11 protein-coding genes are annotated in these 12,384 nt (G+C 69.7%); 6 read left to right on the forward strand and 5 right to left on the reverse strand.

The genetic code is table 11. The annotated features are described in order from the left end of the window. Positions 1-21: 21 nt before the first annotated feature. The 3 genes from ACFWN2_RS28950 to ACFWN2_RS28960 are packed head-to-tail and all read right to left on the reverse strand — an operon-like array spanning position 22 to position 3,295. Entirely contained in the window at positions 22-927 is a 906-nt protein-coding gene (locus ACFWN2_RS28950) for an ABC transporter permease (protein ID WP_382432654.1), read from the reverse strand. Beyond that, the gene (locus ACFWN2_RS28955) at positions 924-2,333 is read right to left on the reverse strand and encodes a sugar ABC transporter ATP-binding protein (protein WP_382432656.1); all 1,410 of its coding nucleotides are present in this window, start codon (positions 2,331-2,333) and stop codon (positions 924-926) included. The genes ACFWN2_RS28950 and ACFWN2_RS28955 overlap by 4 nt, the downstream gene beginning before the upstream one ends. Beyond that, the gene (locus ACFWN2_RS28960) at positions 2,330-3,295 is read right to left on the reverse strand and encodes a LacI family DNA-binding transcriptional regulator (RefSeq protein WP_382432792.1); all 966 of its coding nucleotides are present in this window, start codon (positions 3,293-3,295) and stop codon (positions 2,330-2,332) included. The genes ACFWN2_RS28955 and ACFWN2_RS28960 overlap by 4 nt, the downstream gene beginning before the upstream one ends. Before the next feature lie 102 nt (positions 3,296-3,397). Here ACFWN2_RS28960 and ACFWN2_RS28965 point away from each other — a divergent pair, with 102 nt between their 5' ends. The 4 genes from ACFWN2_RS28965 (at position 3,398) to ACFWN2_RS28980 (ending at position 7,926) form a co-directional block, all read left to right on the forward strand. After that, positions 3,398-5,413, forward strand: coding sequence for a DUF2339 domain-containing protein (locus ACFWN2_RS28965; protein ID WP_382432658.1), 2,016 nt, complete (start codon positions 3,398-3,400; stop codon positions 5,411-5,413). 5 nt (positions 5,414-5,418) lie between these two features. Then, the gene (locus ACFWN2_RS28970; RefSeq protein ID WP_382432660.1) at positions 5,419-6,120 is read left to right on the forward strand and encodes a helix-turn-helix transcriptional regulator; all 702 of its coding nucleotides are present in this window, start codon (positions 5,419-5,421) and stop codon (positions 6,118-6,120) included. A 56-nt stretch (positions 6,121-6,176) separates the two neighbouring features. Then, positions 6,177-6,755 (forward strand): nuclear transport factor 2 family protein, encoded by a 579-nt coding sequence (locus ACFWN2_RS28975; protein WP_382432662.1) that lies wholly within the window; start codon positions 6,177-6,179, stop codon positions 6,753-6,755. A 91-nt stretch (positions 6,756-6,846) separates the two neighbouring features. Then, a complete protein-coding gene (locus ACFWN2_RS28980; protein WP_382432664.1) occupies positions 6,847-7,926 on the forward strand; it encodes a hypothetical protein in 1,080 nt (359 codons plus the stop codon). On the opposite strand, the gene ACFWN2_RS28985 is transcribed toward ACFWN2_RS28980, so the two are convergent. Further along, complete coding sequence (locus tag ACFWN2_RS28985; protein WP_382432666.1) at positions 7,857-9,980, reverse strand: MMPL family transporter; 2,124 nt, start codon at positions 9,978-9,980, stop codon at positions 7,857-7,859. The two genes, ACFWN2_RS28980 and ACFWN2_RS28985, sit on opposite strands and share 70 nt — an antisense overlap. A gap of 112 nt (positions 9,981-10,092) precedes the next feature. Here ACFWN2_RS28985 and ACFWN2_RS28990 point away from each other — a divergent pair, with 112 nt between their 5' ends. Further along, positions 10,093-10,803 (forward strand): TetR/AcrR family transcriptional regulator, encoded by a 711-nt coding sequence (locus ACFWN2_RS28990; protein WP_382432668.1) that lies wholly within the window; start codon positions 10,093-10,095, stop codon positions 10,801-10,803. 16 nt (positions 10,804-10,819) lie between these two features. Here ACFWN2_RS28990 and ACFWN2_RS28995 read toward each other — a convergent pair whose 3' ends face one another. After that, positions 10,820-11,680 (reverse strand): SDR family oxidoreductase, encoded by an 861-nt coding sequence (locus ACFWN2_RS28995; RefSeq protein ID WP_382432670.1) that lies wholly within the window; start codon positions 11,678-11,680, stop codon positions 10,820-10,822. 89 nt (positions 11,681-11,769) lie between these two features. Here ACFWN2_RS28995 and ACFWN2_RS29000 point away from each other — a divergent pair, with 89 nt between their 5' ends. Beyond that, entirely contained in the window at positions 11,770-12,384 is a 615-nt protein-coding gene (locus tag ACFWN2_RS29000) for a TetR/AcrR family transcriptional regulator (RefSeq protein WP_382432672.1), read from the forward strand.

Consider the following 12,384-nt stretch of genomic DNA (forward strand, 5'->3'; position numbering starts at 1 on the left):
CCTTACCTGTTGCGGGTTTTCTCAGCGACGGCGAAGTGAGTCGAGCAGCGCGGCGAGAGCGATCACCACGCCGATGACGACCTGCTGCCAGAACGGCGGCACCTGCAGCAGGTTGAGGCCGTTGCGCAGGACGGCGAGCACGAGTGCGCCGACCAACGTCCCGGTGGCGCGGCCGACGCCACCGGACAACGACGCACCACCGATGACGACAGCGGCGATGGCGTCGAGCTCGTATCCGGCCGCTGCCTGCGGACCGGCGGACCCGAGCCGTCCCGCCAGCACGAGGCCCGCGGCGGCGGCGAACAGGCCGGAGAGCGCGTAGATCCAGAGCTTGTTGCGGCGCACGTCGATGCCGCTGAGCTTCGCGGCCTCCTCGTTGCCGCCGATCGCGTACATGCGACGGCCGAGGTTGGTGCGTGTGAGGACCAGGCCGGTGACGCCGAAGAACGCGAGCATCAGCAGCAGCGGCAACGGCACGCTGGGCGCGAGGTTCGAGCCGAGGAACGTGACCAGCTCGTCCGTCTCGTGCGGCTGGCCCTCGGAGAACACCAGCGTGAGACCGCGGGCGACGCTCAGCATGGCCAGCGTCGCGATGAACGGCGGCAACTTGCCGTAGCTGATCAGCGCGCCGTTGACGAGACCGCACAACGCGCCGACCAGCAGCCCGACCGGTCCTGCGGTGAGAGCGCCGACCATCGCGGCCAGCGCGGCGATGCTGCCGACGCTCAGGTCGATGCCGCCCGCGACCACCACGAACGTCATGCCGAACGCCATGATCGCGATGACCGCGGCCTGCACGCCGACGTTGAGCAGGTTCTGCGCGTTGAGGAACGCCGGCTGCATCAGTGCGATGACCAGGGCGAGGACCAGAAGCCCCGCGAGGGCGCCGTTCTCACTGGCGTACTTGCGAATGCTGATCGTGCTCACGCTGGAATCTCCTGCACGGCGAGTGCCATCACCTGGTCTTGGGTCGCGCCCTTGGGCAGCTCACCGGCCACGCGGCCGTGTGCCATGACGACGACTCGGTCGCTCATCCCGATCACCTCGGGCAGGTCGCTGGACACGAGCAGCACGGCCCGGCCCTGCGCGGTCATGCGGTTGATCAGCTCGTAGATCTCGACCTTGGCGCCGACGTCGACGCCCCTGGTCGGTTCGTCGAGGATCAGCACCTTCGGATCGGCCAGCAGCCACTTGCCGATGACGACCTTCTGCTGGTTGCCGCCGGAGAGCTCCTTGACCGGCTGCTCGACGCGGCCCTTGATGCGGAGCTTGCCCGCGATGTCGTGCAGGCGCGTCTGGTCGCGGTCGTCGAGCGTGACGAGTTCGAGGTTCTGGCCGACGGTCGCGGTGAGGACCAGGCCCTGGCCCTTGCGGTCCTCGGGGACCAGGCCGAGACCCGCCTTGATCGCCGCCTGGACGTTGTGGCGCGGCAACGGTTTTCCGTCGACCGCGACCGTGCCGCGGTCGTAGCCGTCCACGCCGAACGCGGCCCGCGCGACCTCCGTGCGTCCCGCGCCGACCAGTCCGGCGATGCCGACGACCTCGCCAGCGTGGACCTCGATGGTGACGTCCTCGAACGCCCCGCGCCTGGTCAAGCCCTGGATGTGGAGCAGTGGCTGGCCCGGACGCTGTTGTGCGCGCGGGTACTGCTCATCGATCGGGCGGCCGACCATCAGCTCGATCATGTGCTGGGTGGTGGCCTTCGGGCCGAGGACGCCGACCGACCTCCCGTCGCGCAGGACGGTGATGCGGTCGGCGATCCGCTGGATCTCGTCGAGGTGGTGGGTGATGAAGACGAGCCCGACGCCGTTGTCCCGCAACTGCGCCATGATCCGCAGCAGCCGGTCGGTCTCGGTGTCAGTGAGGACCGCGGTCGGCTCGTCGAGGATCAGCACGCCGGTGTCCTTGTCGAGCGCGCGGGCGATCTCGATCATCTGCTGCTGGGCGATGCCGAGGTCACGGACCTTGGCGTCCGGGTCGACCTGGAGGCCGACCTTCCGGAGCAGTTCCGGTGCCCTGCGGCGCATCTCGGCACGGTCGACGAGGCCGAACCTGCGCGGGAGGCGGTTCAGGAACAGGTTCTCGGCGACGGACAGCTCCGGCACGAGCGCCAGTTCCTGGTGGATGACGGCGAGGCTGGCGTGGCCCTCGATCGTGCCCGCGTCGTGGCCGTGGATGCCCGCGAGGACCTTGACCAGCGTGGACTTGCCGGCGCCGTTCTCACCGAGCAGGACGTGGACCTCGCCCGCGTTGATGTCGAGATCGACGCCGTCCAACGCCTTGGTGGCGCCGAAGTGCTTGGTGATCCCACGAGCGGTGATCAGGGCGTTCACAGCTCGGCCTCCCCGAGCGAGCCGCGCAGCACGAGCTTCGCGGTGAGCCGGACGTCGTCGGGCTGCCGGCCGTTGATCAGGGCGAGCAGGCTGCGGGCGGCGGCCCTGCCCATCTCGACGGTCGGCTGCGCGATGACCGTGATCGGCGGGTCGAGCAGCGGGAACCACGGCTGGTCGTCGAACACCGCGAGCGCGACGTCGTGCGGGATCTGCAGGCCACGAGCCTTGATCTCGCCGAGAGCGCCGAGGCCCATCAGGTTGTCCATCGCGACGAGCGCGGTGGCGCCGCCGTCGAGGAGCTTCGCGGCGGCCTGACTGCCGCTCTCCTGCCGGAAGTCGCCGTGCACGACCTGCGCGAGGCCGCCGAGCGACCCCGTGAGCACGTCGGTCCGCTCTCTTCCGGTGGAGGTGTTCGGCGGACCCGCGATCACTCCGATGCGGGTGTGGCCGGCGCCGACGAGCCGCCGGGCGAGCGCGGTCAACGCCTCGCTGCCGTCGGCACGGACGACGGGGCATGTGGCGCCCCTGACCGTCCGGTCCAGCAGGACGACGGGCACGCCGCCTGCGCTCACTTCGCGAACCAGACTCGGGTCGTCGGTCGCGGGGCACAGCAGGAGGCCGTCCACCCGGCGGTCGAGCAGGGTGCGCACGTAGGTCGCTTCCTGCTCGGCGCTCTCGTCGGCGTTCCCGATCACGACGCAGTAGCCGTGTGACCGGGCTTCGTCCTCGACCGCTCGGGCGATCTCGGCGAAGAACGGGTTCAGCAGATCGCTGATGACCAGACCGAGGGTCTGGGTGCTGGTGGTCCTGAGGGATCGCGCCAGTGCGTTGGGCCGGTAGCCGAGCTCCTCGATCGCGGCGAGCACTCGCTCCCGCGTCTCAGGGGTCGGCGCCGAGTGGCCGTTGAGCACGCGCGACACGGTGGCCGTGGAGACGCCGGCGTGCAGCGCGACGTCCTTCATTGTGGTCACGGCGCAGTAGTTAATCGATTACACATGGATCTAGTCAAGCGGATGAGTAGGTGTACGGATGTCACCGGGCGTGCGCTGCCTCACTCTGATCACATGGACGGACAGGATCGCCTCGGGTACGAGCAGCGCCTCGCCCTGGAGCTCGCCGCGATCGGGCAGCGGCTCTCGACGATCAGCTCGGAGATGCGCGAGCACTCCGCCTCGACCGCGACCGCGGTGATCGAGGCACCTGAGGTGGCACGGCCCGTCGAGGTGCCGCAGCCGCCTGCCACGAGCGTGCCGACGCCGCCGGCCGGGGTGCCGCAGCAGGGACCCGGTGTCCCGCCGCAGCAGGCGCCCGCCGGAATGCCGCCGAACCCGTGGTCGCCGCAGGCAGCCGCGTCCGCCCAGCTGCCGCCTCCCGGCCCGCAGTTCCCCGGTCAGCAGCTCCCGCCGCCTCCGCCCGGCCACGGCTTCCCGCCGCCTCCCGGTCAGCAGTGGCCGCACCCGCAGCAGCCGTGGGCACCGCAGCCTCCGCGCGAGACCCTGTTCGAGAAGCTCGGCAAGGACGGCGCCGGCTCCAGGCTGCTGGCGTGGGTCGGTGGCGCGATCACCGTGCTGGGCTTCGTCATGCTGCTGGTCCTGGCCGTGCAGCGCGGCTGGCTCGGCCCGTTGCCGCGCGTCATCGGTGGTGCCGTGTTCAGCGCCGCGATGATCGGCATCGGCATGCGGCTGCACCGCAACCCCGCCGGCCGGACCGGTGCGATGGCGTTGGCGTTCACCGGTTTCGCCGGGCTCTACCTGGACGTGATCGCCGCGACGAGCCTCTACCACTACCTGCCGGAAGGCGTGGGTCTCGTGCTCGGGCTCGGCGTCGCGGCCTCCGGTGTCGTGCTCGCGCTGAAGTGGGAGTCGCAAGCGCTCGCGGTCACCGTCGTCGCAGCGTGTGCCGTGTGCTCGCCGATCATCACCGAGGGCTTCTCGGTGCTGCTGGTGGCGTTCCTGCTGGTGCTGAAGCTCGCCAGCACGCCCGTCCAGCTCAAGCGCAACTGGCCCGGTCTCGCCGTCGCCGGCGGGTTCCCGCCGATCCTCGCCTCGCTGCTCGCCACCGCGAACGCCATCCCGCGCTCGTTCGAGTGGACCGTCGTGGGTGTCGCCGCGGCCACGACCGTCGTCGGCATCGCCGTGGCGTTCCTGACGATCCGCAAGCGTCCCGACGACATCGTCGCGATCGCGCTGGTCGTGGGTTCGGCGCTGCCGTCGCTGTTCGCGACGACGTTGCTCTCGGACCCCACGAACTCGATCCTCGCCGGTGCGGTCGCGGCGGTGCTGCTGGCGATCTGGATGGTCCCCGACCTGCCGCGCGCGTTCACGACGGCGGCCGGTGCGACGGGCATGCTCGCGTTGTTCCAGACCACGGTGATCGCGCTCGACGGCAACGTCCGCACGGCGATCGTGCTGGCCGAGGCCGTGCTGCTGGCGTTCCTCGCGGCTCGCCTCAACAAGAAGAGCGCGCTCGTCGGCTCGATCGCGTTCGGTCTGCTCGGGTTCTTCATGACGATCGGCCTGGCCGTGCCGATCACCTGGCTGGTCGAGGAACCGCGGTTCTTCGACAACGTCGGGCCCGGCGACTACGCGGCCGGTCTGGTGACGGCGATCGTGCTGGGCGTCTTCGCGGCCGTGCTGCCGTGGGCGGCGCTGAAGATGCAGGTGCTGCGCGAGCCGGCCAGGCACCCGTTCCCGTGGATCGTCTCCGGGCTGGTTCTGCTCTACGGCGCGGCCGGTGTGGTGCTGTGCGCGGCGCTGCTCGTGTCGCCGGACGAGACCGGGTTCCTCTTCGGACACTCGGTGGTGACGGTGTCGTGGACGATCGCCGCGTTGTTCCTGCTGGTCAGGGGGATCAACAACAAGGCGCTGCGGATCTCCGGCCTGATCCTGGTCGCCGCCGCGGTCGTGAAGCTGGTGCTGTTCGACCTGTCCGCGCTCGACGGCGTCGCCCGCGTGCTGGCGTTCCTCGGTGCCGGTCTGGTCCTGCTCACCGCGGGCACCCGGTACGCGAAACTGGTGTCGTCGGCCAAGGCCCCGGAGCCGCAGCAGACCCAGCAGATGGCTCCGCCCACCTACCAGTAGGTCCCGTGAACCGCACCGAACGGCTGTACGCGCTCGTCGAGGAACTCCGTGCCGTGTCGCCCAGGCCGCGCAGCGCGGCCTGGCTGGCACGCCGGTTCGAGGTCAGCGTGCGGACGGTCGAGCGGGACCTCGACGCCCTGCGGGAGTCCGGTGTCGCCATCCGCGGCGACGCCGGACGCAACGGCGGGTACAGCCTGGATCGTGAACGCACGCTTCCGCCCGTGACGCTGACCGCGCGCGAGGCGTTGGCCATCAGCGTCGCACTGCGGGCGGCGTCGGCCACGCCGTTCGCGGACGCGGCTCGACGTGCGGCGCAGAAGGTGCTGGCCGTGCTGCCCGCGGACGTGCGCCGGCGGGAGGACGCGCTGGCCGCGCGGGTGCACCGGGTCGGACCGCACCCCGACCTCCCGGTGATCAGCGGACCGGTGGCCGAGGCCGTCGAGGACGCCGTGGTGACCAGCCGCGTGCTGCACCTGACCTACACCGACCGGGCCGGCGCGACCTCGGAACGCGACGTCGAACCGATGGGCCTGCTGTGGGGGCCGCACGGCTGGTACCTGGTCGCGTGGTGCCGCCTGCGCAACGGTGTGCGCGGGTTCCAGCTGCACCTCATCACCGCCGCCGAACCGACCGGCGAACGCTTCCGCCCGCGCGAGGCCGAGTGGGCCGCGGAGCTCGACCGCCTGGACGCCGAAGCGCTGCGCTGAATGTGACGCCGAACACCGACAGGACGGTGTCGCGGTCCGCTGAAACCGTGGCGTACATGGAGAACAACGAAGAACGAATGCAGCAGTGGTGTCGCATGTGGAGCGAGGACCCGATGCTGGCGCACGAGCTGATGACCCCCGGCTGCGTGCAGTGGTCGGGGCAGACCACGGGGCTGGACGGCGTGGTCGGTCCGGCGGAACAGGTGCGGTTCGTCGAGGGCTACCGCGCCCAGCACGTCAACGTCTTCACCGCGCGGGTGCTGGCCGACGGCGGCGACCGGTTCGCCTACCTGTGGGACGTGAAGAAGCCAGACGGCGGCGTGGTGACGGGCTTCGACTTCAACGTCCTGCACGGCGGGAAGGTCGCGGAGAACTGGACCTTCGCGGCCGACTGGCACGACTCGGAGCCCGACCTCCCGTACGCGGGCGGCGACGACCTGGAGAAGGTGCTCGACGACTGGCTCAGCCGGCGCGGGCTCACCGTGCACCGAGAGCCGGTCCTGGACCCGGTTCGCGGCACGATCGCGTTCCTGTGGACCGGTCCCGCGGCCAGCGGCGCCGAACTGCTGGCGGTGCGCGACGGTGAGGTCGCCCGGTCGTGGTCGCTGACCGGAACGCGGCCCTTCCGCTACTGAGGCCACGGTCTTACTACGTCCAGGCAAAGATTTCCCTCGACCGAGTGACTGAAGTGGATCGAAAGCACCCGGAAGTGTTCCCATCGGGCGTATGGCAAAGCCACGCCTCGTGGCCGCGGTTCTAGCGCTCTCAGCGGCCTTCGCGGCGACGGGTGTCCACCAAGGACACGAGTACACGACCACCTCCTCCGCATCGGTTGCGCCGCTTGCGTACGTCGTGGGGAAGACCGGTCTCGTCCAGGTCGTGGACACCCGCAACGGTGCCGTTCTCGTGGAGGCCGACACCGGCGGCCGGGTGACGGGCGTCGCGGTGTCCCCCGACGGGCGGCGCCTCTACGTGATCAACGGGTGGACGGGCGCGATCACCGCGGTCGACCCGTCCACCGGCGCGATCGTCGACCGGCTCTTCACGCAGGTCCAGCTCTCGCACGCGGCGATGCGCCCGGACGGTGAGCGGCTCTACGTCTCGACTTCCGGCGGCGTCGCGGTGGTGAACCCGGAGACCTTCCAGCTGGTCGCGGTGGTCAGGGCCGGCGGGCAGCCGCAGGGCCTCGCCGTGCACCCGGACAACAAGGTCCTCTACGTCGCCAACTCGCAGGACGGCACGGTCGGCCTGATCGACACGGCGACGGCGTCCCAGACGTCGGCGGTGCAGATCGGCGGGCTGCCGCAGCACCTCACGATCTCGCCGGACGGCAAGCGCCTCTACGTGAGCGGCATGCGGCTCGGGAAGACCACGCCCGGCACGTTGTCGGTGATCGACACGACCACGAACCAGGTCGTCGGCGCGGTCGAGGTCGGCAGGGGAGCGGGCAGCATCGCTGTCACCCCGGACGGCGCCACGATCTACCTGACGCTGCCGAAGGAGCGGTCGGTCGTCGTCCTCGACGCGGCGACGATGACCGTGCGCGAACGTCTGTACATCGACTCGCCGAGCGTCGCCATCGCGCCGGGTGACACGAGGGTGTTCCTCGCGACCGGCACGACGACGACGGTGCTGGACAGCACGAACGCGGTGCTCACCACGTACCGGATGAAGACGGGTGAGTTGCGGGAGGCGAGGCCGCGCCCGTTCGACGCGGCCCTGGTCGCCTTCCCGCCTCAGCCCACGGGGACCGGCTTGCGGACCTCGTCGTCGAAGTCGTCCAGGTCGTCCACCGGCTCGTCGTGAAGCGCGAGGCGTTCCTGGATCTTCTTGAGCGGACCGGGTGACCACCACGCGGCGTTGCCGAGCAGCTTGAGCACGGCAGGCACGAGCAGCATGCGGACCACGGTGGCGTCGAGCGCCAGCGCGAGGATCATGCCGACGCCGACGAACCGCATCATCGCGACCTGCGAGAACGCGAACGCGCCGGTCACCACGATCAGCAGCAGCGCGGCTGAGGTGATCACGCGGCCGGTCTTGGCGAGGCCGGTGGTCACCGCCTCCTCGGTCGTCGCGCCCTGGCCGCGGGCCTCGACCATGCGGGACAGCAGAAAGACCTCGTAGTCCGTCGACAGACCGAACACGATGGCCGCCATCAGCACGACGATCCCGGATTCGAGCGGTCCCGGCGTGACACCGAGCCAGTCGGCGAAGTGGCCCTCCTGGAACACCCACACCAGCACGCCGAACGTCGCCGACAGCGACAGCGCGCTCATGACGACCGCCTTGATCGGCAGCACGACCGAGCCGAACGCCAGGAACATCAGGATCAGCGTCGCGCCGACCAGCAGCGTGACCATCAACGGCAGTCCGTCGGCGATGGCGTCGAGCGAGTCGCTGACCACCGCGGTGTTGCCGCCGATCAGCACCTCGGCACCGGCCGGCGGGGCGAGCGCGCGGACGTCCTTGAGCGCCTGCTTCGACTCCTCGCTCAGCGCGTCGTGCTCCAGACCGGCGGACGCGGCCGTGACGCCCTTGTCCGCACCGGTCGGCTGGACCTCACCGACGCCGGGCACGTCGCCGACCTTGCCCAGGAACTCCTGGACCGCGGCCTGCTCGCCACCCTTGACGACGACCTTGAAGCCGGTGTTGGAGAGAGTCGAGAAGTTCTGGTTGATGTTCTCGGTGGCCACGCGCACGGCGTTGCCCTCGGGCAGGACCTTCTCGGTGACCTGGCCGAACTGCACGCCGAGGAACGGCGACCCGAGCGCGACGAGCACACCGATGATCGGCACGGCGATCAGCAGGGGCTGCTTCATGACGGCACCGCTGAGCTTGCGCCAGCCGCGGTCGCTCGGCTCCTTCTTGCGCCACGGCATCGCGAGCTTGTCGACCCGCTTGCCGAGCACACCGAGCAGCGCGGGCAGCAGCGTGACCGAGACCAGCGCCGCGATCGCGACCGAGGCCACGCCGCCGTACGCGAGGGACTTCAGGAAGCCGTGCGGGAAGAGCAGCAGCCCCGCCAGCGCGATGACCAGCAGCGTCGCGCTGAAGACGACGGTGCGTCCTGCACTCGCGACCGTGCGGCCGACGGCCTGTTCGGTGGTCCGTCCCTGCGCGAGCTCCTCGCGGAACCGGCCGACCATGAACAGTCCGTAGTCGATCGCCATGCCCAGGCCGAGCAGCGAGGCGACGTTGACGGCGAACGAGTTGACCTCGGCGAAGAGGGCGACTGCGTGCAGCACGCCGAGCGCGCCCATGATCGCGAGACCGCCGACGACGACCGGGAGGGACGCGGCGACCAGACCGCCGAAGATGATCACGAGCAGCAGCAGGACCAGCGGCAGCGAGAAGATCTCCGCGCGCGTCAGGTCCTCCTGGGACATGTCGTTGATGGCCTTCTGGGTGGGCACGAGCCCACCGACCTGCTCGGTGAAGCCGTCGATCTTGAGCTGCGACTCGACGTCCTGGAACTGCTTGATCTGCTCGTTCGAGTCACCGCTGGTCAGCGTGATGGCGACGAGCGCCTGCTGCTTGTCGTCCGACGGCACCGGCCCGACGGCCTTGAGCACGTCGTCCTTCGGGAAGCCGCTGATGTGGTCGGCGATCTTCTTGAGCTCGAGCGGATTACCGAAATCGCCACGGTAAATGACGATCACATCACCGTTCTGCCGCCCGAACGCCTCCTCGGCTACCTTGTCGGCCCGCGCAGCCTCACTGGAAGGAGCCTCGTAGCCACCCTGGCTGAGCTTGTCGAACACGCCGATGCCCCACACGCCGCCGAGCACCGCGAGCAGTACGGTCGCGATCAACACCACCCACCGGCGGCGATATGCGATAGAGCCCCACTTCGCGAACATCGACGACGGCCTCCTGGGTTACCGTGCTGTGAATCCCGTGAACTCTTGTAAACACCGTTCACTGAAACCGTACGGGTCAGTGGACGGGGTCTACAACCCGATGGAGTGACATATGACCGAGGCCACTCGCCGAGAACGACTCCGCGCCGAGACCGAGCGTGAGATTCGGCAGGCGGCCCGCACCCTTTTGGTCGAAAGTGGCCAAGATGCGGTTACCCTCCGTGCGATCGCGCGCAAACTAGGCATCACAGCACCCGCGCTGTACCGCTACTACGACTCGCACGACGCCCTGCTGCGGCAGCTCTGCGACGACATCTGCGCGGACATGGCGGCCACGTTGTACGCGGACCTCGCCGCCGACACGTCAGGCCAGGTGGGGTGCAAGGTGAGGGCGGTGTGCCACGCCTTCCGCCGCTGGGCGCTGGCCCACCCGCAGGAGTTCGCGCTGGTGTTCGCGTCGCCGCGGGACCCGATCGGCGCCGACCAGTTCGGCTCGGTGTTCCTGCAGCTGGCCGGACCGCTGATCGCGTCGAACCAGGACGCGAACCACGTGGACGAGCCGGTGCCGGCGGTGCTGCACGAGGATCTGGTGCGGTTCCAGCAGGTGCTGCGGGACGCGGTGGCCGAGCACGGCGTGACGCTGTCGGACGAGGTCCTGAACCTGGGCAAGATCTACCACGTCGTGCAGTCGTGGGTGCGGCTGTACGGGCACGTGGCTTTGGAGGTGTTCGGACGGTTCCCGTTCGCGGTGAGCAACCCGGAGCCGATGTTCGACAGCATGCTGGACCAGATGCTGGCGGACATCGGCTTCCAGGAAAGCTGATCGCCAAGAACGCTGGCTAGGCGACCGCGTCGCGCACGTAGTCGCGGAACGTGCGCGGCGCGTGCCCGAGCAGCTTCGTCATCGTCTCGACGTCGGCGGGATCGGTCGGGATCGCCGCCGCGCTGAGCAGCTCGAAGCTGCGGATCCAGTCCTGCAGCTTCTGCCCCTGAAGCCTCTTCGCGAACGCCTCGCGCCACTGCGGGTCGTCACCGGTGTAGCGGACCTCGCGCCCGAGCGCCTCGGCCCAGATCCGCGCGGACTGCTCGCCGTTCAACGACTCCGGCCCGACGAGCTGGTAGGAGCCGGCCGCGAAGCTCACGTCGGTGAGCGCGTTCGTGAGCACCTCGGCCGCGTCGCGCAGGTCGATCCGGTTGACGCCGCCGACGTGCAGGGGAGTCGGGAAGACGCCAGCCTCGATGTCCGCGCGGAAGACCTCGTCGTTCTGGGCGAAGTTGGTCAGGCTGAACATCGCGGGCCGGGTGTCGGTGCTCGCGAGGAACGCCGCGAGCTGCAGTTTCGGCTTGTAGGCAGGGATCGCGCGGGCCGCCGCCTCGCGCGCGTCCGCGTCCTCGATGTGGAAGCCGCCGAACACGAGCCGTGCGCCCGCGCGTTCGGCCTCCTGCCCGAAGACCGTGGCGATCTCGATCTCGTTGGTCTCGTGCGGCGACACGTAGAACGCCGAGTCGACGCCCCTGACCGCCCTGCTCACGGCCTCGCGGTCGGCCAGGTCGCCCTCGACGAGCTCAACGGTGTCCGGCAGGTTCGCCCTCTCCTTGTTGCGCACCAACGCGCGCACGTCCACCCCTCGGCGTACGGCCTCGTCCAGCACCAGGCCACCTACGGTGCCCGTCGCGCCGATGATCAGCGTCTTGGTCATGGTCCCTCCATTGACTCCAAGTCAGTGACTCTTAATCAACGGATACTCCTTCACTGACTGGGAGTCAACGAACCTGTTAGCGTGGGCTCATGACCCGCGCCGCCACCGCCGCCGCGACCAGGGAGAAGGTCCTGGTCGCCGCCCGAGAGCTGTTCATCACGTCCAAGTACGACGAGGTGAAGGCAGCCGACATCGCCCGAGCCGCGGGAGTCGCGCACGGGTTGGTGTTCCACCACTTCGGCAGCAAGCAGGGGCTTTACGGCGAGGTGCTGTGCACGATCGGGCGTGAGGTGCTCGACCTGCACGTCAGCGACCCGGCCGTGCCGTTGGGAAAGCGGATCCGCCAGTCGCACCGGGCGCACCTGACGTACCTGGCAGCGCATCGCGATCTGGCACTGAACCTGGTGCTGCGGCCGTGGGGTGCGGAGGAGCCGTTCGACGCCGTGCGGGACGACGGCAACCGGAAGCTGTGCGAGAACCTCGGCCTGGACTTCGAGCGACCGGCGGTGCGGGCCGTGCTGCGGATGTACACGACGGCGGCGGACCAGCTGGCGCGAGATCACCTGACGAGCGAGCACCCGTTCGACGTGGACCTGGTCGTGGAGATGCTCATGACCGTGCTCGCGGGGGCGCTGCGGGCGGCACGCGTGGCCGACCCGTCTTTGGAGGTGGAGCAGGTGCTGGTGGAGCTGGCGCGGCCGTAG

The organism is Lentzea sp. NPDC058436, assembly GCF_042721515.1.
Lineage (GTDB): Bacteria > Actinomycetota > Actinomycetes > Mycobacteriales > Pseudonocardiaceae > Lentzea.

Bases quoted from the DNA above. Each gene is read 5' to 3' on its own strand.
- ACFWN2_RS28980 (WP_382432664.1), top strand. From the start codon at position 6,847: ATGGCAAAGCCACGCCTCGTGGCCGCGGTTCTAGCGCTCTCAGCGGCC.
- ACFWN2_RS28960 (WP_382432792.1), bottom strand. From the start codon at position 3,295: ATGAAGGACGTCGCGCTGCACGCCGGCGTCTCCACGGCCACCGTGTCG.
- ACFWN2_RS28990 (WP_382432668.1), top strand. From the start codon at position 10,093: ATGACCGAGGCCACTCGCCGAGAACGACTCCGCGCCGAGACCGAGCGT.
- ACFWN2_RS29000 (WP_382432672.1), top strand. From the start codon at position 11,770: ATGACCCGCGCCGCCACCGCCGCCGCGACCAGGGAGAAGGTCCTGGTC.
- ACFWN2_RS28985 (WP_382432666.1), bottom strand. From the start codon at position 9,980: ATGTTCGCGAAGTGGGGCTCTATCGCATATCGCCGCCGGTGGGTGGTG.
- ACFWN2_RS28965 (WP_382432658.1), top strand. From the start codon at position 3,398: ATGGACGGACAGGATCGCCTCGGGTACGAGCAGCGCCTCGCCCTGGAG.
- ACFWN2_RS28995 (WP_382432670.1), bottom strand. From the start codon at position 11,680: ATGACCAAGACGCTGATCATCGGCGCGACGGGCACCGTAGGTGGCCTG.
- ACFWN2_RS28975 (WP_382432662.1), top strand. From the start codon at position 6,177: ATGGAGAACAACGAAGAACGAATGCAGCAGTGGTGTCGCATGTGGAGC.